Raw genomic sequence first — 23,099 nt, 5'->3', positions numbered from 1 at the left:
TCTTGTTAATATTCTTTAACCTCAGCGACTTCTTTGCTACAATTTGTTCAAATCAGCAGGAAAACGCTTTCTTAAAACAGAATAGTATATAAGTTAGACATCTGATATTCGAAAGTATTCTACTATAGCAAGACAACCAGGGAGGAATGGAGATGGCGACAGATCAGAAAGATTTTCAAAAGCAATTTGAAGAATGGAAAGCCTTAACAGAAAAACTAATTAAAAAATTCCCAGAGAAAAAGGATGTATTTAAGACAAGCTCTGGAATTGATATAGACCGTCTTGGACACCCCGAAACACTAGATCAAAAGTACATGGATAAGCTAGGGCTACCGGGCCAATATCCTTATACACGTGGCATACAACCGACTATGTATCGTGGAAGAACATGGACTATGAGACAATATGCTGGTTTTGGATCCGCTGAAGAGACGAATAGGCGCTTCCGATATTTACTGGATCAAGGACAAACTGGGCTATCCGTTGCGTTCGATCTTCCAACTCAAATTGGATATGATTCTGACGATATGATGGCAAAGGGTGAAGTAGGAAAGGTTGGAGTAGCAATTGATTCTCTCGATGATATGGAAGCGCTTTTACGAGATATCCCACTGGATAAAGTGAGTACTTCTATGACAATTAATGCGCCAGCTTCTGTTCTCCTTGCCATGTATATTGTTGTCGCAGAGAAGCAGGGTGTATCACAAAAAGAAATTTCTGGAACCATTCAAAATGATATTTTGAAAGAATATATCGCTAGAGGAACATACATCTTTCCGCCAAAGCCTTCGATGAGGTTAATTACTGATATTTTTGCTTATTGTGCCGAGAGTGTTCCACGGTGGAATACGATTAGTATCTCAGGCTATCACATACGAGAAGCCGGATCCACTGCAGCTCAAGAGTTAGCATTTACAATTGCTAATGGCATTGCTTATGTGGATGCTGCGATTGCGACTGGATTAAAAGTAGACGACTTTGCACCTCGACTCGCATTTTTCTTTAACGGTCATAATCAGTTTCTTGAGGAAGTAGCCAAATTCAGGGCTGCGAGAAGAATCTGGTCGAAAATAATGAAGGAACGATATGGAGCTAAAAAGCCAAAAAGCTTACAACTTCGCTTCCATACACAAGTGGCAGGATCCACATTAACAGCACAACAACCTGATAACAATATCATTCGAGTAACGCTTCAGGCGCTTGCGGCTGTATTTGGAGGAACGCAGAGCTTGCATACAAATGCAAAAGATGAGGCGTTAGCACTTCCAACTGAAGATTCGGCTCGCATTGCCCTTCGTACGCAACAAATTATTGCGAATGAGAGCGGCGTAACGGACACTGTGGATCCACTAGGCGGCTCTTATTACATTGAACAGCTTACTGATCAGCTAGAAGCTTATGTGTTTGATTATATTCAAAAAATCGATGATATGGGCGGAGCAGTTTCAGCGGTAGAACAAGGCTATATGCAGCGAGAAATTCATCAGGCTGCTTACGAGACTCAAAAGAAAATTGAAAGTGGCGAAGAAGTTGTAGTTGGGATGAATAAATACACGCTTGACGATGAACCAAAACCTGAATTACACCGGATTGATCCTGAGCTACAGCGCAAACAAATTGAGAAATTAGAGGCGCTTCGATCAACGAGAGATCAAAACCGAGTGAGCGCTCGGTTGGAAGAATTGCGAAATGGAGCAAATGGAGATCAGAATCTGATGCCACTTATTATTGAATGTGTGAGAGATTATTGCACGGTCGGTGAAATATGCGGTGTTCTTAGGGACGAGTTTGGTGAATATACAGGAATCTAACGAAACAGGGAGTGAAAAGACATGAAGAAAATTCGTGTATTGATTGCAAAGCCAGGACTTGATGGGCATGACAGAGGAGCTCTCGTAGTGGCTCAGGCTTTACGTGATTATGGCATGGAAGTGATTTATACAGGATTAAGACAAACACCACAACAAATCGTAGCAGCAGCTATACAGGAAGATGTTGATGCTATTGGTCTTTCTTGTTTGTCGGGTGCGCACAATGAATTATTCCCTGAAATCGTTTCATTGTTAGAAGAGAGGCAAGCAGGGGATATTATTGTAGTCGGAGGTGGCGTTATACCATGGGAAGACATTCCTTTTCTTGAATCGAAAGGAATTCAGAAGGTGTTCACGCCAGGTACACCTACAAAGGATACTGCAATTTTTATCGAAAAAGCTGTTTTTGAACGCGACGGCATACAAAAGACGGAGAAAGAACCTCCCAAAAAAATCGATCATATCGGCATAGCAGTTTCATCACTTGAAGAAGCCCTGCCATTCTATGTTAATCAACTGCATCTTAAACTTGAAGCAATTGAAGAGGTAGCAACTGAGGGAGTAAAAGTGGCATTTATCAAAATCGGCGATTCGCGAATTGAACTTTTAGAACCGATGAGTGAAGATAGTCCGATTGCATCTTTTATTCAAAAAAGAGGAGAAGGAATTCACCATATAGCTCTTGCAGATGATCGTATTGACGAGAGGTTGCGAGAACTATCGGCAAATGGAGTGAGGCTGATCAATAATACACCTGTAAAAGGGGCAGGCGGAGCTAATATTGCTTTTTTGCATCCTAAGTCAGCAGGAGGAGTACTTTACGAGCTTTGTGAAAAGGATACGAAGGAGGAAGAGTAATGGACATGTACGATAAAATAAATGAATTGTATGATCGACGTCGCGAGGTAGAGCTTGGTGGTGGGGATGACCGAATTAATAAACAGCACGAGAAAGGGAAATTAACAGCAAGAGAGCGCATCGATTTACTTGTAGATCCAGGCTCATTCGTTGAATTAAAATCCTTTATTGAGCACCGCTCACAGGATTTTGGAATGGAAGATAAAAGTGCTCCAGGTGAAGGGGTTGTGACTGGGTACGGGAAGGTAAATGGAAGACCAATTTATCTATTTGCGCAAGACTTCACGGTTTTTGGTGGCGCACTTGGAGAAATGCATGCTAAGAAGATCGCAAATGTAATGGACCTTGCTGCACGGAATGGGGCACCGATCATTGGTTTGAACGACTCAGGAGGTGCTAGAATTCAAGAAGGTGTGTTATCATTGGACGGGTATGGTCACATCTTCTATCGTAATTCGATCTATTCTGGAGTCATCCCACAAATTTCTGTCATTATGGGACCTTGTGCTGGTGGCGCCGTTTATTCACCTGCCATTACTGATTTCGTTTTTATGGTAGAGGACACAAGCCAGATGTTTATTACCGGACCAAAAGTAATTGAAACTGTAACACGGGAGAAAATTTCTGCAGAAGATCTTGGCGGAGCGAAAGTACACCGATCGAAGAGTGGAAATGCCCACTTTACAGGCAAAACGGAAGAAGAAGTACTCGCAAGTGTTCGTGATCTTGTGAACTATCTACCTCTTAATAACGAAGAGAAAAGCCCAATTAAAGAAACATCTGAGCGCGATGATTTCTGTCCAGATCTAGCTGATATTGTTCCATTTGACTCTACAAGACCGTATGACGTTAGGAATGTAATTGAATCCGTCGTTGATAGCGATTCATTTCTTGAAGTACAAGAGCATTTCGCGAAGAATATTGTCATTGGTTTTGCCAGAATTAAAGGAGAAACAGTTGGCATGATCTGCAACCAGCCAAAAGTGATGGCGGGTGGACTTGACATTGACTCATCCGACAAGCTTTCTCGATTTATTCGCTTCTGTGATTCATTTAATATTCCTCTCATTACATTTGAGGACGTTACAGGTTTCTTCCCAGGTATTAAGCAGGAGCACGGAGGAATTATCCGTCATGGAGCGAAAATTCTATATTCCTATTCAGAAGCAACAGTTCCAAAGATAACGGTTATACTAAGGAAAGCTTATGGTGGGGCTTACGTTGCATTAAACTCCAAATCAATTGGAGCGGATCTTGTTTATGCATGGCCAAATGCTGAAATAGCCGTTATGGGTCCTGAAGGAGCAGCAAACGTTATTTTTGCTAGAGAAATTAACGAAAGTGATAATCCTGAACAAACGCGTGCCGACAAAATTGAGGAGTATCGTGAGAAATTCGCTAACCCTTACATAGCAGCTTCACGTGGCATGGTTGATGATGTCATCGATCCTCGTGAAACGAGAATTAAATTGATTGAAGCTCTCGAATTAATGAGAAACAAAAAGGAAGAGCGCCCGAAAAAGAAGCACGGCAATATACCACTTTAAACAGAATTCTAGGAGGCAAAGCGCCATGATTAATGAACAAAGACTTGTTGATGAGTTTTTGGAACTCGTCCAAATTGATTCTGAAACAAAACATGAAAAGAAAATAGCAGGAATTCTAAAAGAGAAATTCACAGCACTTGGTGTTGAAGTAGAAGAAGACGATGCGGCTAGTAGAACAGAACACGAAGCTGGTAATTTAATTTGTACACTAAAAGGCACTGTTGAACATGCGGATCCGATTTACTTCACGTCTCATATGGATACAGTAGTGCCAGGTAATGGTGTAAAACCATCTATTAAAGATGGATATGTTGTAACGGATGGCACAACGATTCTTGGTGCAGATGATAAAACTGGGCTTGCAGCAATGTTTGAAGCAATTCGTGTTTTAAAAGAACAGAACATTGAGCATGGTACGATTCAGTTTATTATCACGGTCGGTGAAGAATCAGGATTGCAAGGCGCGAAGGTGCTTAACCCAGAGAAGCTTATTGCTAAGTTCGGTTATGCCCTTGATAGTGATGGCGAAGTGGGCAAAATCATTACAGCTGCTCCAACTCAAGCCAAAATTAAAGCAACCATTTATGGTAAAACTGCTCATGCAGGTGTTGCACCTGAAAAAGGCGTTTCTGCCATTACAATGGCTGCTAAATCGATTGCCAAGATGCCGCTTGGTCGCCTAGATGGCGAAACAACTGCTAATATTGGACGTTTTGAAGGTGGTTCTCAAACCAACATCGTATGTGATTACGTTGAAGTTCTTGCTGAAGCACGCTCACTTGTACCAGAGAAAATGGAAGCTCAAGTAGAGAAAATGAAGAAAGCTTTTGAAACAACAGCTACAGAGATGGGTGGATCCGTCGATCTGGATATTCAAGTGATGTACCCGGGCTTTAAATTCAGTGACGGAGACTATGTCGTTGAAGTAGCGAAGAAAGCCATGGAGAAAATCGGACGTCCTCCTGAACTTCTTACAAGTGGAGGAGGCAGCGATGCAAACGTCATCGCTGGGCACGGTATTCCTACCGTCAATCTTGCTGTTGGGTATGAAGAAATTCACACGAAGAATGAGCGGATGCCAGTGAAAGAGTTAGTTAAAGTATCTGAAGCCGTTGTATCCATCATTAAAGAAGTTGCAAATTCATAAACAAACCTGGGAACATTGTCGCATTTTGGGCAATGTTCCTTTTTGTTACTATGCTGTCTGTGGCGACTTTCCTATATTATGTTAAAATAGATTGGTATATTTACAATTATTGAAGTGGAAGCGGTGTTGACATGGACTCTATTCAAACTCATAAACTTATGAATTATATGAGAGGGACATATAAGGTATTAGAAAATGAATGGCAAAAAAATGCAAGGGAAATTGGACTAACGCAGGCAGAGCAGCATGTGATGTGGATTGTCTATCTAGAAAAGGAAATAACAATTACAAGAATTTCCGAAATTGGCTTATGGGATGTATCAACAGTCATGCAAGTGCTGAAGCGTCTTAAAAACAAAGCGTTTGTTAAGCTTGAAAAGAAAGCCAATGACCGCCGCGTTTCATATGTAAGCCTTACTGATGTAGGTTTAGAAAAAGTGGATGCTAGCACACAATATTCGTATTCTGTAATGAATTATTTGGACGAATATCGAGAAAAGTCAGAAGAACATGCAGAGTTTCTGAAAGAGATGTACCAATTTCAAATGGACTTTAATAAGCATTTTCACGGTAGTGAATTTGTCAATTGGGTGGAAAAGCAAAAGCTCCCCATACGGTGACAGGCACCACCCGATTTAGCTCAGTTTAACTCAAATTGTGTCGATAGATTTATTGGTTAAGGAGGTGGTCGTAATGGATAAGCGAGGGCAGGGACGGGGACGAATTATCTTTCACGTTGATATGAACAGTTTTTACGCTTCCGTTGAAGCAGCACATAACCCAGAACTACGAGAGAAACCACTTGCAATTGCTGGGAATGTTGAAGAAAGGCGTGGCATTGTCGTAACAAGCAGTTATGAAGCAAGAAAAAAAGGTGTGAAGACGACGATGCCTGTATGGCAAGCGAAAAAGCACTGTCCAGAGCTCCTCATTATGCCACCTAACTTTCCTCTTTATCGACAAACTTCTCTCCAAATATTCGAACTGTTAGAATCGTATACCCCTCTCGTTCAACCAGTCTCAATAGATGAAGGATACCTGGATATGACCGATGACTGTGGTGACAGAAGCCCTGTTGTTATTGCTGAAGAAATACAGAAGCGGATTTATGATGAAATTGGCATTCCCTGTAGCATTGGGATTGCTCCTAATAAGTTTCTTGCCAAAATGGCTTCTGATATGAAGAAGCCTCTTGGCATAACAATTTTGCGAAAACGTGAGATTGACAAGTTGCTCTGGCCACTTGATGTAGGCGAAATGCACGGGGTAGGAAAGAAAACAAAAGAGAAACTACAAGAACTTAAGATCACAACAATACATGATCTCGCCCATGCCAATCCTCTTCAATTAGAAATGAAGCTTGGTATCAATGGAAAGAGACTCCATGATCGAGCCAATGGACACGATGATCGACCAGTGGACCCTGACGCTATCGATGAATTTAAAAGCGTGGGGAATTCAACCACCTTTCCTGAAGATCTTATTGACCATCATCGAATTAATACTGCATTAACGAATCTAGCTGATTCAGTTGCAAAGCGAATGGCCAAGAAAAACGTGCTAAGCTTTAATATCCAGTTGACGATTCGATACAGTGATCGTACTACCGTCACTAGAAGCAGGAAGTTACAAAATCCTATTTCACAGTCAGGAGATATTCTAAAGGCAGCGCAACACCTATTTGAGAAGAACTGGTCTGGACAGCCGATTCGTTTGCTTGGCGTCACAGGCCAAAGCCTCGTTGATCGGAATGAAGCAACAGTACAGTTAGATTTATTTTCGTTTGAAGCTGATACCAAACGTGCTGACTTGCAGAATACAATTGGATTAATACGAACTAAATACGGAGAAAGCTCCCTTTTAAAAGGCAACCAGCTTGGTAAAGATGGTAGTCATAAATTGAGAGATGAGAAGCGACGCGGAACGAGTCTTGACCGTGATTTTCTTTGGAATTACAAAAAGAAGAAAGAGTAAGGCAAAAAATCCTACCACAAATTAAAGAAGCGGGAAGAAAACCAGCAGGAGTAAATCAAAAACGAGATGGGAAATTATAGGTATTGTCATATTCGAGGTCTTCTTATAGAGATACCCCCAGACCGTACCTGCTAGCACAGCAGCTACAAGCAATAGGAAAGCTCCTGCATAGATGTGTGCGCTCATGTATAGAAGTGCTGCTAGAATAACCGGATAGCGTAGAGTCGCTTTTTCTACATGATCTTGTACAACTCCTCTCCAGAACAGTTCCTCTCCAGGAATAATCACAAAGATAAGGCTCACATAATGCCAGCCTTGTATTGGAGCAACGAGACGATACAATTCTTCAAGTTGTGTTATCGACTCAGGGAAAAGGTACAGCATAACTGATTTGCCTATATAAAAGATAAGGTATAAAAGAATGCCACTTCCGAGTCCATAGAACATATTTAGAGGAGACGGTGTTTTCCATCTGGCGTTTCGGATTGAAAAGATACCGAGCAAAAGTAGTGAAGTTGTGAAGAGCGGCCAGAATAAGTCTTTGAAAAGGAAGAATGATAGAAAGAGTAGAACGTGAGCGAGTACGATTGTTCCTAATAATTTGCGGATAGACACGAGTTTCAGCTCCTAAAAAAGAATTCATACATACAGTTTAGCTGATGTGCTTTAGGTTTGCGACTAACTGATTTCAAAAGGTGGAATGGTAATGGAAATCACATTTCTTGGAACTGGTGCAGGTATTCCCTCTACAAAACGCAATGTAAGTTCTTCAGCCTTACGACTGGATTCGGGCGACATATGGTTATTTGATTGTGGAGAAGCAACCCAACATCAAATTCTCTCTGCATCCATTACACTTAGCAAAATAACGAGAATTTTCATTTCGCACTTACATGGCGATCATATTTTTGGATTACCTGGTATTCTTGGAAGTCGTTCTTTTCAAGGTGGAGAATCAGAGCTTGTCCTTTATGGCCCTAAGGGAATTAAGTCATTCATAGAATGCGCATTACGTGTGAGCAACACTCACCTCAGGTATCCATTGCGAATGGAAGAAATAGAAGATGGAATGGAACTAAAAGAAAAAGGATTTACGATTGAAACAGGCCTTCTTGAGCACGGAATTGATAGCTATGGCTATCGTGTAGAAGAAGATGATAAACCAGGTCCATTAAATGCTAATAAACTGATGGAGCTAGGGGTGAAACCGGGGCCAATTTATAAGAAGCTCAAGTGTGGCGAGTCGATTGAACTTGAGAACGGTCAAATTATACGCCCGGATGATGTCATCGGTCCAGTGATTAAAGGTCGGTGTATTGTAATTTGTGGTGACACTCGATATTCGATTAAAGCTGTTAATTTAGCGAAAGGTGCAGATTTACTCGTGCATGAAGCAACATTTTCTGAAGATAAACAAATGCTAGCACGAGATTATTTTCACTCTACTACTGCAGAAGCAGCGGGTGTTGCATATAAAGCAGAAGTTTCGAAGTTACTAATAAATCATATTAGTTCTCGTTATCAGGAGCACGATGTGCATCGTTTACTGAATGAGGCTAGGGCAGTTTTTCAAAATACAGACATTGCACATGATCAAATGACAATCCAAATCCCATTAAGAAAAGCTGGCTCGTCTTGAGCCAGCTTTTCTTGTGAGAAGTTATTTAATTCCAGCCTCGTTCATATTGCTTTGGTGCTTGGAGCTCAGCGCCAAGTTCTGATGCCGCTGTACGAGCCCAGTATGGGTCTCTAAGAAGTTCTCTTGCTAGTAAGACCAAATCAGCTCGATCATTCTGAATGATTTCTTCCGCTTGAAGCGGATGGGTAATTAATCCAACAGCACCAGTAGGAATATTAGCTTCTTTCCTAATCCGTTCAGCGTGTGTAACTTGATAGCCAGGATATGCGTTAATTTGTGCTGGAATTACACCACCTGTACTGCAGTCGACAAGATCTACACCCTGTTCTTTCATTTCCTTCGCGAAATAAATGAAGTCGTCAATTGTGTTTCCTTCTTCATCATATTCATCGGCAGAAATTCTCACAAACAATGGTCCGCTCCAGACTTCTTTCACTTCAGAAATAACTTCTCTTAGGAAACGGTAGCGGTTTTCTTTTGAACCACCATATCCATCAGTGCGCTTGTTTGTTAGGGGTGAAAGAAATTCATTCATTAAGTAACCGTGAGCACCGTGCAATTCGATCACATCGAACCCAGCTTCATTTGCTCTTCTGGCGCCTTCTTTGAATGCGTGGATGGTTTCTTTTATTTGATCAATCGTCATCTCTTCTGGCGTTTTCCGATCTTCACTGAAAGGAATAGGTGAAGGGGCAATAATTGGTCCATCTAGCACTGCTTTTCGACCAGCATGTGCAAGTTGAATGCCGACTTTCGCTCCTTGCTCCTGAGAAAGTTGAACAATCTTTTTTAACCCCTCTATATGTTCATCACTCCAAATACCGAGATCTTGTGGAGAAATTCGTCCTTGTTGGGTGACGGCTGCAGCTTCGGTAATAATAAGCCCTGTTCGCCCCACAGCCCTTGAAGTGTAGTGTGTATAATGAAAGTTTGTCGCTTTGCCATCTTCTGCTTCACATGAGTACATACACATTGGACTCATAACAATTCTGTTAGAAAAAGTGACGTTTTTAATCGTATATGGTGTAAATAATGCTGATGACATCGTATCTCTCCTTAGTTACTTCTTTCGTGACCCTAAAAGTATAGCATGCGCAAGAATGGATGTCGCAAATCATGCTTTACCGTGATACAAAGCTCCACAAACTTTTCCACCATGGTTGTCTTTGCTGTGAAATTTGCTTGTTGTGCATGATATTAAGAGCGAGATCAGGAACATCTGTCATGAGACCATCTACTTCCCAATCAAGAAATTGTCTGATCCATCTTTCCTCATTCACCGTATATGGACGAATTTTAATCCCATGTGAGTGGATTGTTTTAATCTGCGACTCAGTTACAAGTTTATACTGTGGGTGAAGGGCTTTCGCTTTTAGTTTTTTTGCATACTTACATGGTTCGTTTAAATTTCCTTTATAGAGCGGCGCGGTTTCTATTTTTGACCATAATTTATGAACATCAAGAAGACGCTGATGTTCAAAACTTGATATAACTGTATTCTTCTCCGAACGAAACTTTTTAATAAGTGGGATCGTCGTTCTCGCAAGCTGATCATCGTATTCATTGTAATATTTCAATTCAACATTTAGCCATAAATCTGGGTATTGGTTTGCCCATATGAGTACTTCTTCGAGGGAAGGAATACGTTCATTCTTGAAGTTTGAAGAAAACCAACTCCCAGCATCAAGCTTTTTTAAATCCTCAAAACTCGTTTGAGTAACAGTACCTCTTCCAGATGTAGTTCGCTTTAATGTACGATCATGTATAACGACAGGAGCGCTGTCTTTTGAGAGTTGAACATCGATTTCAATTCCTTCTGCACCAATTTCTACAGCGCGTTTATAGGCGCTCATTGTGTTTTCAGGACATTGTCTACTCGCACCTCTATGAGCAAAAATGATTGTCATGATTTCCCCCATTTCTTCTGGTCTTTTCGGGATTTGTATGTATAAAATATGATAAACGGATCAAGAGTTCATAAAAGTCCGTCTATTCCCATTAAACCTACCAAAAACAGGTGGTATTTGCAAAAAGTAGAGACATAAGAGGGGGCTTAGGATATGGGGAAATGGCAAACAAAAGAAACATTAATGTATTTGCTATCGAGGTTGGTTGAACATCACAGTGTGACTGGTACTTATCCTGAAGTTGCTCTTGCGGAGTATATACATCTGCAACTTCAGGATTTGTCTTATTTTAAAGAGAATCCAGACCAACTCGCACTGCACCCTACTAGTGACGGACGATCTTTTGTTACAGGTCTTGTTAAGAGTGGCGATTCCAAAAAAACGGTCATATTAATTAGTCATTTTGATGTTGTTGATGTTGAAGACTTCGGCCAGCTGAAAAATTTAGCCTTTAATCCATATGATCTGACAGAAGAAATATATAAAAATCTTGATAAAATGCCCGAAGATGTTCAAGAAGATCTTAAAGCAGGCGAGTGGTTGTTTGGTCGAGGAGTTATGGACATGAAAGCTGGGCTAGCACTACAGATGAGTATGCTTGAAAAAGCGAGTATGGGTGCTTTCGAAGGAAACGTCCTTCTCCTAACCGTACCTGACGAGGAAGTTAACTCTCTTGGCATGATTGAAGCTGTCCCCATACTTGTAGAGCTTGCGAAAGAATACGGACTCGAATATACAGCATGTTTAAATTCAGAACCTGTTTTCACCAATTATCCGGGTGATCAGAATTTATATGTTTACACAGGTTCGATTGGAAAGCTTCTTCCAGGATTTTTCTGTTACGGACAAGAGACGCACGTTGGAGAGCCCTTCTCAGGATTAAATGCGAATTATATGGCAGCAGAAGTGACGAGAGAGCTTGAACTTAATTCTGATTTCTGCGAAGTGATAGATGGGGAAGTAACGCCTCCACCGACAAATTTAATGCAAAAAGATTTAAAAGAAGAATATTCCGTTCAAATCCCACATGTTGGCGTCACTCTTTTTAATGTGCTTGGTATGGAAAGTAGTATTCAAGACATTACTGATAAATTGCTTAAAGCTGTTCGGATAGCAGCAAAGCGGATAGAAGCTCACTATTTAGCAAGGGCTACTGAATTTTCAAAGCTTCAAAATTACGTGCCAAAACCATTTCATGTTAAGGTTCTAACTTATGAACAGCTCCATGAACGAGCGGTGGAATTGTTCGGAGAGGCAGAAATTAAACGTCGTCAGGATTATATCACAGCTAACTTTAAAGACCTTGGCGATCGCGATCTTTCTACACGAATGGTATTTGATCTTGCGGCTCTTTGTAAAGAAGATGGACCGATGATCATCCTTTTTTATAACCCTCCATTCTATCCTGCTGTCTCATCACGTCATGATCCGTTTATTAAAGAAACGATTAAGGAGGTTGTTTCTTATAGTAAAGCAAAACATCAAGTAACACTTAAGCCTCAGCATTATTTCCCTGGCCTTTCTGATTTAAGCTTTGTTGGACTTGAAAGAACGAAAGAAACTATTCAGCCGCTAATGGATAACATGCCATTGTACGGTCAATCGTATGAACTACCACTTGATGCCTTAGAACAACTCAAGGTTCCTGTTATGAATCTTGGCCCTAAAGGAAAGGATGCTCACAAGTGGACGGAACGTTTAGAGGTAACTTATTCATTTGAAACGCTTCATGATATGCTGCCATTCACGATAAGTAAACTCCTCCGATAAGCTTTTTGTTTTATAAGAGAAGGAAATATTTGATATGATAAATAGGGCAAAGAGAAAAGGAGCCCTTTATGATTAAAACAATACGTATGATAGCACTCGTGTTATTTGCTTTCTTTTTTGTACTCGCAGGTATTGCCCATTTTGCTCAAGGAGAGGGGTTTGCGGCTATGTTACCTGAGTGGGTTCCTTTTCGACTGGGACTCATTTATGTAACGGGCTTGCTTGAAATCTTTCTTGCGATTCTCCTTGTATGGCCAAGTACACGAAAGCAGGCAAGGTTCTGGACAGTTGTTTATTTAATTGTTATTTTCCCAGCTAATATTTATGCAGCCATAGCGGGGATTCCGGCACCTGGCCAACAGGAAGCGAACCAAACCCTTCTGTATGTCAGACTACTATTTCAGCCATTATTAATCTGGTGGGTCTACTGGGCTGCGAAACCAAAGACGGCATGACGAAATGTCATGCTGTTTTCATTTGGCTGTTTTCGTAGATATTGTGCTATAAGAGTAGTGGTTGATTTCCGCTCCAATCAACTTTCCTATGTTGATTTTTTTACAATTACCTTTCAAAGACATCAATCTTTTAGAAAACAGTCTCTTATTTATTTAGAACGTTGTTAACAACTGAAACTTTTAGGGAATAGTAGAAATAGATGATAAGAGGAAGGAGTAGTTGGAATGGAACAAGCAACGATTCATATTAAAGGAATGACCTGTGATCATTGTAAGTCAGCTGTTCGTACCGCTTTATTAGAACTTGATGGAGTATCAGCAGTAGAGGTGCATCTAGAAGACGGTCATGCAGATGTAACGTTTGATTCTAATCAAGTCCCTACTTCAAAGTTGAAAGAAGCCGTGGAAGAGCAAGGATACGATGTTGTATAACAACACAAAAACCAGCTGAACATTCAGCTGGTTTTTGTGTTGTTCTTTCTATTAAAAGGTCACTTAGAATGTGTGGGCCGCGTCTTTCGCGCGTGCAATGGCATCCTGCTTAATTTGTTCTGCTTTTTCTGGCATTGCATTATGCCCTTCTACAAACAAACCATCAAATTCAGGTACACCATAGAATTGCATCATGACAGAGAAGTAGCGGTGTCCCATTTCCATTTCGGCAGCTGGCCCTTCAGAATAAACGCCACCACGTGCTTGAATGTGAATCGCCTTTTTATCGGTGAGAAGTCCAACTGGACCGTTTTCTGTATATTTAAAGGCTTTCCCTGCTACAGAAACAGAATCAAGATACGCTTTCATAACTGGTGGAAATGAGAAATTCCATAGTGGTGTTACAAATACGTATTTATCTGCAGCAATGAATTCATCGCTTAACTCGTTAAGGCGCTGAACTTTCTCTTTTTCACTTGCAGACAATTCATCAAATTCTTGCCCGGACTGGAGTTTCCCCCATCCGCTGAACACATCAGCATCGATTTGTGGAATGTGTTCACGATATAGATCAAGGTGAACCACTTCATCATTTGGGTTAACTTCTTTGTAAGTATCAATAAATGATTTACCTACTGCCATACTGTAAGATTGAGTATCATCGTGTGGATGTGCTGTAATATATAAAACTTTTGCCATTTCGAAATACATTCCTTTCAAGTAGGGTTAGATTATCTCGAATTAAGATATTCTTAATTCAAGACAAATGATATAGCAGATTAATAATTGAATCAAGTAATTTGCTTCACACTGTTAAATGGCATTATTTTTAACGATCATATTACTCCCAAAAGATTAATATATAAGAAAAAGACTTGCCATATAGGCAAATCTTTTTCTACTGTTTCCCTGAGGATTGATAGGGATTACAGCTAATACACTTTCTGATTTCATCAGTCATTTTAAATGGCTTCTTTTGTAACTCACTTGAAGGGGCAGAATAAATTTTGCTTCCATCGTAATGAAGAGGCTTTTTTATCATTAATTGTCCTCCTTCCTATATTATCTATATTTTACCTCCATATAGTCTCTAAAGAAATTGTTTTCTGGGAAAATCTGATAAATGATTTACTTTTTATAGAAGGTCTTTCATTCGTCAACGAAATATACTTAATATCATGAAAGAAATAAGGTAAACTGAAGTGAGTTGGAATAAGAGGGGCAGCTATTCAATCGTCCAATGTTGGTTAAAGGAGCTTTCATTTATGGAAATCCCATCAATTTTGCTAGGTATTCTATTTGTATTAAATCTTGTGTTTGCAGTCATAGTTATTTTTCTTGAACGGAAAGATGCCGGTGCTACTTGGGCGTGGCTTATGGTTTTGTTCTTTATCCCGTTTCTTGGCTTTATCATGTATTTATTCTTTGGACAAAATCTGAGTAGAAGAAGACTCTTTGATTGGGATAATATTAAAAAAGTGGGTATTGAAGATCTGATTGAAGAGCAAGTCAGTGAAATCAAAAGTGGCATTTATCCATTTAGACATGAAGAAATTGCGAGGCATAAAGACCTGATCTACATGCATCTCGTTAACGATGATGCTGTATTGACGCAGGATAATTCCATTCGCGTTTTTACAGACGGAGAAGAGAAATTTGATTCACTGCTTGACGATCTCAGTCAAGCGAAGGATCACATTCACTTCCAATATTACATTTTCCAAAAAGATAACCTTGGAAGAAAAATTGTTCAGAAACTCGCACAAAAAGCAAGAGATGGTGTGAAAGTACGTGTTTTATATGATGAAATGGGTTCTCGGAAAACAAGAAAGCGTTTCTTTCGAGAACTAATTGAAGCCGGAGGAGAAGTGGAAGTATTCTTTCCTTCGCGGATTCCATATGTTAACACTCGCTTAAATTATCGTAATCATCGGAAGCTCGTAATCATTGATGGTACTCTTGGGTATGTCGGCGGGTTTAATGTTGGGGATGAATATTTAGGTTTAAAAGAAAAGTTTGGCTATTGGCGAGATACGCACCTGAGAATGGAAGGCAGTGCAACGCTTGCTATGCAAACCAGATTCCTGCTTGACTGGAATCATGCTGCACGTTATAAGGTAGGGTACGAATCCTGTTATTTTCCAATCGTTCATCCTAGAGGAAAAGCCGGAGTGCAAATTGTTAGCAGTGGTCCGGACTCTGAATGGGAACAAATTAAAAATGGTTATATTAAGCTGATTTCATCAGCCAAACAGACAGTCTTTATCCAGACACCGTATTTTATTCCAGATGCCAGCTTATTGGACGCTCTGCGTATTGCGGCTCTTAGTGGGGTAGATGTGAGGTTAATGATTCCGAATAAGCCAGACCATCCTTTTGTCTACTGGGCAACGTATTCTTATGTAGGTGAGCTCTTAAAAGCAGGGGCAAGAATGTATATTTACCAAAATGGATTTATCCATGCCAAAACTATTGCAGTTGATGGTGAGATTTCATCAGTTGGGACAGCAAATATAGATGTACGTAGTTTCCGACTTAACTTTGAGGTTAATGCTTTTATGTATGATGAAGATATTTCGAGGCAACTTGAAGAAATTTTTATCAAGGACATGGAGAAAAGTAAAGAACTGACATTAGAAGGATACCAGGAACGCTCGATGTGGATTCGATTTAAAGAATCTATTTCAAGGTTACTTTCACCGATTTTATAATACGCAAATGAGGGTGTAGTTTATCTACACTCTCTTTTTTGTGCTTGCTTGGAAACGAATGAGCCCTGTTAATCGTCTATATGGGAGCAAGGTTTTGTGGAAGTACCTAGGAGGTGGAAAGTAGAACTTATTCACTTTTAAGGAAAAAAGTCCTAACAAACCTGTGTTATGATAGATGGGAAGATAAGGAAATTGTGTTGGGGGGCACTCCATGATAAAAGAAAAAATGAAAAAAACACACGTACCATTTCGGTTAAATATTTTATTTCTTTTTGTATTCCTGCTATTCTCAGTCTTAATTCTAAGATTGGGTGTTATACAGATTGTCCAAGGAGAAGATTTTGAAAGAATCTCAGAGCAAACGGAGAATGTAACAGCGAAATCATCAGCGCCGCGTGGAAAGATGTACGATCGGCACGGAAGGGTTCTCGTTGATAATGAGCCGACTTTTACGCTAACTTACATTCGGAATCAAAATACAAAACAGCAAGAGCGCCTAGAAGTAGCACGTCAATTAGCTCAATATATTGAGATGGATACAGATAAGGTGACTGAGCGAGATTTAAAGGATTTCTGGATTATTACGAGGCCAGATAAAGCGAAAGCCAAATTGACAGAAGAAGAGTGGACAGACCTTTCTTCGAAGAAAGCTTATCAACTTCAAATTGATCGAATTAAAGAAGAAGACCTTGAGGAAATTACAAATAATAAAGATGAATTGAAAGTAGCAGCGATTAAACGAGAGATGGATACAGGTTATGCTCTCTCTTCTCAATCTATTAAAAAAGGACTGACTCGTAAAGAAATCGCTAAGGTAAGTGAGAATCTTGGAAACCTCCCGGGTGTTGATATTGCACCTGATGCTGATCGTGTTTATCCTTATGACGAGACAATGGAGACAATGTTCGGGAATCTAGGTCAAATCCCTAAGGAATCGTTGAAATCTTATACGATAAAAGGGTATGAGCAGAACGATGTAGTTGGAATTAGTTATCTTGAGAAACAATATGAAGAGCTCTTAAGAGGTCAAAAGGCTATGAAGAAATATGTGACTGACAAATCAGGTAAACCGATTGGGGAACCAGAAGATATACCGGGAAAAAGAGGCAATGACCTTGTTCTGACAGTCGACATTGACTTGCAGCAAGAGCTTGAAACGATTCTTGAAGAAGAATTAAGTAAAGCTAGGTCTCGAGGAAATCCATATGCTGATCGCGCTTATGCTATTGGATTGGATCCTGATACGGGCGAAATATTAGCATTTGGAGGTACTAAATATAGTTCAAAAGAGAATGACTATATCGAGTACTCCTATGGAACGTTATCTGAAGCATATGAGATGGGATCAGTTGTTAAGGGTGCTTCGGTACTAACAGGATACCAAACAGGTGTGATCGGTCACGGTAGCACATTGTATGACACACCAATAGTAATTCCAAATACACCTAAAAAAGCATCTTACAGTAATTTAGGCATGGTGAGTGATATAACGGCTTTAGAACGCTCTTCAAACGTTTATATGTTTAGGCTTGCCATGATGATTGCAGGATACGACTATCAACCAAATACTAGAGGAATCCCGTGGAATAGTGAGGCATTTAGTGAGGTTCGTTATCACTTTAATCAATTCGGACTCGGCACAAAGACAGGAATTGATATGCCAATTGAAACGACAGGAATCGATGGCGGTGTAGCTGAGCTCGGAAAGCTGATGGACTTAATGATTGGTCAATTTGATACGTATACGCCACTTCAAATGGCACAATATATCTCTACCATTGCCAACGGAGGTCAACGTATTCAGCCGCATTTCTTAAAAGAAGTTCACGAAGCGTCACAGGTAAATGGTCTTTCTAACATTATTGTTGATCAATTTGAAACGAATGTTTTAAATCACATTCAAATGTCAGAAAGCGATATTAGTCGAGTGCAGAATGGCTTTTGGAGAGTAACAAATGGGAGTAACGGTACTGCAACGAAATATTTTAAAGGGACAGACTTCACCCATGCCGGTAAAACAGGAACAGCTGAAGTGGATAAAGGATTTAACCTAACATTTGTAGGCTATGCACCTTATGAAGATCCTGAAATAGCTATAGCTGTTGTCGTTCCTAATTTAAGTAGTGACCGAAACGAATCTGTTAATAAAGACATTGCTCGAAGATTACTTAAAGCCTATTTTGATTTAAAAGATGAACCAAAAAGTACTGCACCAACTGCTGAAGAAGCGGAAGTGGAAGCTTCTTAAGCTTTAATTTTAGAATATGAAAAACCTCACCTGGATCCAGGTGAGGTTATAGCTTGTGCACTTACCAAATTCCAAGGACATCTAACATAACGAAGATTATGAGTAGCGGTGCTACGAAACGGATAAGGAAATACCACGTTTCAAATAATCCTTTCTTTAAACTGCTTCCTCGCTTTAATTCTTCATAAAGGGCGGATTTTTTCATTTTACGTGGGACAAACAGAGCAATAAGAAGTGCTCCAATTGGAAGGAGAACATTACTAACTGCATAATCGGCAAGATCAAAGATCGTTTTATCAAATAAAGTGACGTCGCTTAGCAAGCCGTACGATAGAGCTGATGGAATACCTGCAATGAAAATCGCAAGACCGATTATCCATGCCCACTTTTTGCGCAAATCAAGGTTTCCTTTGGAAATAACGGAAACAATGATTTCAAGCATTGAGAAAGCCGACGTGAGGGCTGCGAACAAGAAAAGCACTAAGAATGCAATGAAAAATAGCATTCCGAATGGCAATTGACTGAAGACTGTTGGTAGAACGTTAAAGAGAAGGACCGGTCCAGCACCAACCTCAAGATCAAAAGCAAACACTGCCGGGAAAATCGCAAGTCCTGCTAACAAAACAATGAAGATGTTCATTGCTACGATGGAGAAAGCAGAACGAGGTAAACTTTGTGATTTCGGCAAGTATGAACTATACGTAACCATGACAGATACACCAACACTTAATGTAAAGAACGACTGTCCCATTGCTTCAAGAATGGTTTGTGAGGTTACTTTTGAGAAGTCAGGTTGTAATAAGAAAGTTATTCCTTCTACAGCGCCATCGAGCGTCACAGCTCGAATAACAAGAATGATAAAAAGAATAAATAGAGCAGGCATCATAATTTTACTAGCTTGTTCAATCCCTTTTTCAACACCTCTTGCAACAACGAGAATGGTTATGATGATAAATAAGAATTGTGCAAATACGCTAATAAACGTATTCGATATCGTTGAACCAAAAACTTGTGCGTATTCATCGGAAGAAAGTCCCGTCAATTCACCAGTTACGGCTTTATACAGGTAGGATATAATCCATCCCCCGACAACACTATAGAATGATAGCAAAATAAATGAAGTAATCATTCCCATAATTCCTACGCGATACCATTTCGATTCAGGTGCAATTGTTTTGTAAGAATCAACCGCATTGCTTTGTGCGGTTCGGCCAATTGAGAATTCAGCAAGTAGTAAAGGTAGTCCAAGAATTAGGGTGAAAAGAATAAAAATAAGGAAAAAAGCGCCACCTCCGTTTTGCCCGGCGGTGTAAGGGAATTTCCAGATCGCCCCTAGTCCGATTGCAGACCCAGCAGCTGCTAATATAAAGCCTAGTCTTGAGGACCATTGTTCGTTTTCATTCATGCTCATTCTCCTCTCGTTTTAATAATGAATGCTAATTACGTTATTGCCACAAAAAAATCGCCCCTACGTTATCCGTAGGGACGATTGTTATCGCGGTACCACCCTGGTTGTGAGTTACACTCACCACTTGTTTGTTTAACGATCTTCACCGTCTTTTGCAATGCAAAAGAAGCTCCAGAAATGAAATTCACGTGCCTTTATGTACCGATTCACACCAACCATCGGCTCTCTTTAAACAGGGAAAGGGGTAGCTACTTAATTTCCTTCAAAGCAGTTCAATTATTGTAAGGTTATTCAATTTTTATCATGATCAAGTGGCGGTGTCAATAAGATTTTAGACTTGGAAATTTTATCAATTCCTCAAGGAGGAAATAATGGTCTATCAAGAAACCTTTTCTCAATTGCTATTCGTCTTTTTTATTCTCTTCAAAATGAGCATCCACTGGTCCTTGCTGTTGCTCTTCTTTTTTCTTTCTGCGTCGAAGGGTTTGTAGAATTTTCTTATAGTTTAATGAGAAAGTTTTGGGCTCGTAATGTTCTGATGCACGTATATCTTCTGTGGAAGCCCGCATAAATGACCAGCCGAGCATGATCATGATAAAGAGGAGCGGGAATCCTCCAACGATACTTGCGGTTTGCAGTGTACTGAGACCTCCAACGAACATAAGCACGAGTGGCATTAAGCATAGTGCGAAAGCCCAGAATAGTCGATTCCAACGCAGAGGTTCATCTTCAACTTCATGTTGTACGACTGATGCAAGAATATAGGAGCTTGAATCAAAGGTAGTCGCAAGAAAAATGATCGCTAGAATGACAAAGATAAAGATCATAAGCCATGAAAGAGGAAGTTGCCCGATGATTTCAATAATGGCTCTCGGAGCACCTCGATCATTTAGAACGCTAACAACGTCAAACTTGCCCGTTAGCTGCATATGAAGACCATAGTTGCCTAGAATTCCAAAAAACAGGATGCTTCCAAACGTTCCGTAGCCGATTGTGCCGAGGATCATTTGCTTAATTGAACGTCCTCGAGAGATCTTAGCAACGAATAATCCAACGAAAGGCGCATAAACAAGCCACCATGCCCAATAGAAAACGGTCCAGCTTTCAGGGAAGTTCGTTTTCTCATAAGGACCAAGCGTATTAAATGGTTCTGTCCATGTGCTCATATGAAAGAAATTATCTAGCAGAAAACCGACGCTGTTCGTTGTTGTTTCCACAAGAAAACGAGTTGGTCCGAAAATCAAGACAAAAAGAAGAAGGACTATAGAAAGAATTAAGTTAACATCGGATAAAACTTTAATTCCTTTTCTTAAACCGGAATAAGCACTAATCGCAAATATGGCAGTCACAAGTATAAGAATCATTGTTTTAAGTACCATTGTAACGGGGATGCCGGTTAACGCATTGATTCCTTCAGCAATCATTGGGGTACCAAGTGCGAGTGTTGTACCTGCTCCACCGAGTAGTCCGAACATGAATAGGACATCAATAAGGGTTCCAAGCGGCCCATCTGCATACTTTCCAATTAACGGTCTTGTAGCTTCACTTATTTTAAGGACCGGTTTTTTGCGTACGTAATAGAAATACGCCATCGGCAATGCTGGCAGTGTATAAATTGCCCAAGCAATAGGGCCCCAATGGAAAATACCATACGTACTTGCCCAGAGAATCGCCTCTTTTGTTCCAGGTTCTACTCCGAATGGAGGGCCTTGATAATAGTAAGCCCACTCAATTGTTCCCCAGTATAAAATACTCGACCCAATCCCAGCACAGAAAAGCATTCCTGCCCATGAGAAGTTGTTAAACTCAGGACGCTCATCTTCTTCACCAAGCTTTACGCGCCCATTGTCGCTAAATGCAACATAGATTAGAAAGAAAAAGATACCTAGTCCGACAATTAGGTAAAGAACTCCAAATTGAGTTGTAATAAATTCATTTGCTTTATCCACAAACTCTTTTCCGCTTTTAGGAAAAAGAACGAGTGGAACCGTAACAAGAAGCAGCAAGCTTAATGCACCCAAAAAGGTAGGCCAATCGATCAACCGTTTATTCATCACTAACAAACTCCTTTGCAATAGCATACTGATCCTAGTTTCTAGCAAAAAAGGGTTTTTATACTGCAAAGAATGACGTAGTGTATATTTCAATAAATAACGACAGTTTTGTTATAGTAGAAGCAGTGATTTATTAAAAAAGAGGATGAGAATAATGGAAAGATTCACAGAGCGAGTAATCTATATCATTCAACGTATTCCATCAGGAAAAGTGATGGCGTATGGTCAGATTGCAAAATGTGCAGGTAGTCCACGAGGAGCAAGACAAGTAGTTCGCATCCTGCATTCGATGAGTGCAAACTATCAACTTCCCTGGCATAGGGTCATCAATTCGAAAGGTGAAATTGGAATCAAAAGTGAAGAAGGGTTTATAAATCAGAAAATAATGCTAGAGGAAGAAGGGGTAAGGTTCACTTCATCAAATAGGATTGATTTAGACGAATACCGTTTTAACCCAGATGATAATGAGATAACAGAACAAGAGTAATTAAAAGCCTCTTTTCTAAAGGCTGTGTTAGCGTCCATTGTTGATTGCTCGATTTTTGACTCAATAGAGTAAAACCTTAGATTCCCCCGCCTTTCAGCTTTGCTGAAAGGTCGCCGAGGGGGTTCTTAAGCCAAGAAAGTCCATACCCTGTTTGGAGGATATGGACTTTCTAACTACTTGCTATTATCTATACAAGAAACTAATCGTTTTTCAATATCGGTTCCGATTTCATTCAACTGATCATCGCCTGTTAATCCTAATAACGTTGTTGGTTTAGGCATTCCGATTTTCGTTTGCCCTTCGTCATCAAAAACGACGATTTTGCATGGAAGAAAGTAGCCTACCAGTTTGTCTTCACTCAGTACGCGATCTGCTTCTTTAGGGTTGCATACTTCAAGAACACGATAAGGTGTGTTGAAATCCATACCCTTTTCTTGCAATTTAGCAGTTAGGTCGAAATCCCATAGTACACCGAATTTTTCTTCTTGTAATGATCCACTTAAATCTGCAACGGCTTCATCAACTGTTTTTGATGTTTCAACTGTGTAGTGAAAACTCATGTTCAACATCTCCTTCATATACAAATTCATTTCTTTCCATTCTTTGTATACCCTAGAGAGTATGTTTTAAACGGGTTTTCACAAAAAGAGT

Annotated in this window: 21 protein-coding genes and 1 other annotated feature; of the genes, 13 read left to right on the top strand and 8 right to left on the bottom strand. The window is 40.1% G+C overall.

What is annotated here, in order from left to right; translation table 11 throughout:
* The first annotated feature begins 152 nt into the window (after positions 1-152).
* From JI666_RS05455 to JI666_RS05430, 6 genes are all read left to right on the top strand, one after another.
* Positions 153-1,811: an acyl-CoA mutase large subunit family protein gene (locus JI666_RS05455; RefSeq protein ID WP_206889699.1), complete on the top strand. Its 1,659-nt coding sequence runs from the start codon at positions 153-155 to the stop codon at positions 1,809-1,811.
* Between the two features lie 21 nt (positions 1,812-1,832).
* Positions 1,833-2,669, top strand: a complete 837-nt coding sequence (gene mce / locus JI666_RS05450) for a methylmalonyl-CoA epimerase (protein ID WP_206889697.1) — start codon at positions 1,833-1,835, stop codon at positions 2,667-2,669.
* Complete coding sequence (locus JI666_RS05445) at positions 2,669-4,216, top strand: acyl-CoA carboxylase subunit beta (protein WP_206889695.1); 1,548 nt, start codon at positions 2,669-2,671, stop codon at positions 4,214-4,216. The genes mce and JI666_RS05445 overlap by 1 nt, the downstream gene beginning before the upstream one ends.
* Positions 4,217-4,241: 25 nt before the next feature.
* Positions 4,242-5,363 carry a M20/M25/M40 family metallo-hydrolase gene (locus JI666_RS05440; protein WP_206889693.1) on the top strand — a complete coding sequence of 374 codons (1,122 nt, stop codon included), beginning with the start codon at positions 4,242-4,244 and terminating at the stop codon, positions 5,361-5,363.
* Positions 5,364-5,494: 131 nt separating this feature from the next.
* On the top strand, positions 5,495-5,983 hold the full coding sequence (locus JI666_RS05435) for a BlaI/MecI/CopY family transcriptional regulator (RefSeq protein ID WP_206889691.1): 489 nt from the start codon (positions 5,495-5,497) through the stop codon (positions 5,981-5,983).
* A gap of 73 nt (positions 5,984-6,056) precedes the next feature.
* Positions 6,057-7,337, top strand: a complete 1,281-nt coding sequence (locus JI666_RS05430) for a DNA polymerase IV (protein WP_206889689.1) — start codon at positions 6,057-6,059, stop codon at positions 7,335-7,337.
* Positions 7,338-7,358: 21 nt separating this feature from the next.
* On the opposite strand, the gene JI666_RS21890 is transcribed toward JI666_RS05430, so the two are convergent.
* Positions 7,359-7,952, bottom strand: coding sequence for a CPBP family intramembrane glutamic endopeptidase (locus JI666_RS21890; protein ID WP_206889687.1), 594 nt, complete (start codon positions 7,950-7,952; stop codon positions 7,359-7,361).
* Positions 7,953-8,043: 91 nt separating this feature from the next.
* Here JI666_RS21890 and rnz point away from each other — a divergent pair, with 91 nt between their 5' ends.
* The gene (gene rnz / locus JI666_RS05420; RefSeq protein WP_206889685.1) at positions 8,044-8,976 is read left to right on the top strand and encodes a ribonuclease Z; all 933 of its coding nucleotides are present in this window, start codon (positions 8,044-8,046) and stop codon (positions 8,974-8,976) included.
* Between the two features lie 25 nt (positions 8,977-9,001).
* Here rnz and namA read toward each other — a convergent pair whose 3' ends face one another.
* The gene (gene namA / locus JI666_RS05415; protein ID WP_206889683.1) at positions 9,002-10,021 is read right to left on the bottom strand and encodes an NADPH dehydrogenase NamA; all 1,020 of its coding nucleotides are present in this window, start codon (positions 10,019-10,021) and stop codon (positions 9,002-9,004) included.
* A gap of 76 nt (positions 10,022-10,097) precedes the next feature.
* Positions 10,098-10,883, bottom strand: coding sequence for a glycerophosphodiester phosphodiesterase (locus tag JI666_RS05410; protein ID WP_206889681.1), 786 nt, complete (start codon positions 10,881-10,883; stop codon positions 10,098-10,100).
* A 153-nt stretch (positions 10,884-11,036) separates the two neighbouring features.
* Here JI666_RS05410 and JI666_RS05405 point away from each other — a divergent pair, with 153 nt between their 5' ends.
* The 3 genes from JI666_RS05405 (at position 11,037) to copZ (ending at position 13,540) form a co-directional block, all read left to right on the top strand.
* Entirely contained in the window at positions 11,037-12,653 is a 1,617-nt protein-coding gene (locus tag JI666_RS05405; RefSeq protein WP_206889679.1) for a M20/M25/M40 family metallo-hydrolase, read from the top strand.
* 68 nt (positions 12,654-12,721) lie between these two features.
* Positions 12,722-13,108, top strand: coding sequence for a DoxX family protein (locus JI666_RS05400; protein ID WP_206889677.1), 387 nt, complete (start codon positions 12,722-12,724; stop codon positions 13,106-13,108).
* Between the two features lie 225 nt (positions 13,109-13,333).
* Positions 13,334-13,540, top strand: coding sequence for a copper chaperone CopZ (copZ, locus tag JI666_RS05395; RefSeq protein ID WP_206889675.1), 207 nt, complete (start codon positions 13,334-13,336; stop codon positions 13,538-13,540).
* Between the two features lie 63 nt (positions 13,541-13,603).
* Here copZ and JI666_RS05390 read toward each other — a convergent pair whose 3' ends face one another.
* Both JI666_RS05390 and JI666_RS05385 read right to left on the bottom strand, forming a co-directional pair.
* Positions 13,604-14,239: an FMN-dependent NADH-azoreductase gene (locus JI666_RS05390; protein ID WP_206889673.1), complete on the bottom strand. Its 636-nt coding sequence runs from the start codon at positions 14,237-14,239 to the stop codon at positions 13,604-13,606.
* Between the two features lie 199 nt (positions 14,240-14,438).
* A complete protein-coding gene (locus JI666_RS05385; RefSeq protein WP_206889672.1) occupies positions 14,439-14,582 on the bottom strand; it encodes a hypothetical protein in 144 nt (47 codons plus the stop codon).
* A gap of 223 nt (positions 14,583-14,805) precedes the next feature.
* Here JI666_RS05385 and cls point away from each other — a divergent pair, with 223 nt between their 5' ends.
* Together cls and JI666_RS05375 are read left to right on the top strand one after the other, a co-directional pair.
* Positions 14,806-16,251 carry a cardiolipin synthase gene (gene cls / locus JI666_RS05380; protein WP_206889671.1) on the top strand — a complete coding sequence of 482 codons (1,446 nt, stop codon included), beginning with the start codon at positions 14,806-14,808 and terminating at the stop codon, positions 16,249-16,251.
* Positions 16,252-16,462: 211 nt separating this feature from the next.
* Positions 16,463-18,499, top strand: coding sequence for a peptidoglycan D,D-transpeptidase FtsI family protein (locus JI666_RS05375; protein WP_206889670.1), 2,037 nt, complete (start codon positions 16,463-16,465; stop codon positions 18,497-18,499).
* Between the two features lie 61 nt (positions 18,500-18,560).
* On the opposite strand, the gene JI666_RS05370 is transcribed toward JI666_RS05375, so the two are convergent.
* Complete coding sequence (locus JI666_RS05370; protein ID WP_206889669.1) at positions 18,561-19,904, bottom strand: sodium-dependent transporter; 1,344 nt, start codon at positions 19,902-19,904, stop codon at positions 18,561-18,563.
* Positions 19,905-19,977: 73 nt separating this feature from the next.
* Positions 19,978-20,182: a binding site (T-box leader), on the bottom strand.
* 126 nt (positions 20,183-20,308) lie between these two features.
* Positions 20,309-21,961, bottom strand: coding sequence for a BCCT family transporter (locus JI666_RS05365; protein WP_206889668.1), 1,653 nt, complete (start codon positions 21,959-21,961; stop codon positions 20,309-20,311).
* 154 nt (positions 21,962-22,115) lie between these two features.
* Between JI666_RS05365 and JI666_RS05360 the strand changes: the two genes are divergently transcribed.
* Positions 22,116-22,448 carry an MGMT family protein gene (locus JI666_RS05360; protein WP_206889666.1) on the top strand — a complete coding sequence of 111 codons (333 nt, stop codon included), beginning with the start codon at positions 22,116-22,118 and terminating at the stop codon, positions 22,446-22,448.
* 173 nt (positions 22,449-22,621) lie between these two features.
* Here JI666_RS05360 and JI666_RS05355 read toward each other — a convergent pair whose 3' ends face one another.
* Positions 22,622-23,008, bottom strand: a complete 387-nt coding sequence (locus JI666_RS05355) for a DUF302 domain-containing protein (RefSeq protein ID WP_206889664.1) — start codon at positions 23,006-23,008, stop codon at positions 22,622-22,624.
* Between the last annotated feature and the right edge of the window lie 91 nt (positions 23,009-23,099).

The organism is Bacillus sp. NTK071, from assembly GCF_017303315.1.
GTDB lineage: Bacteria > Bacillota > Bacilli > Bacillales > Guptibacillaceae > Guptibacillus.
This window is presented reverse-complemented; position numbering and strand designations above follow the sequence as displayed.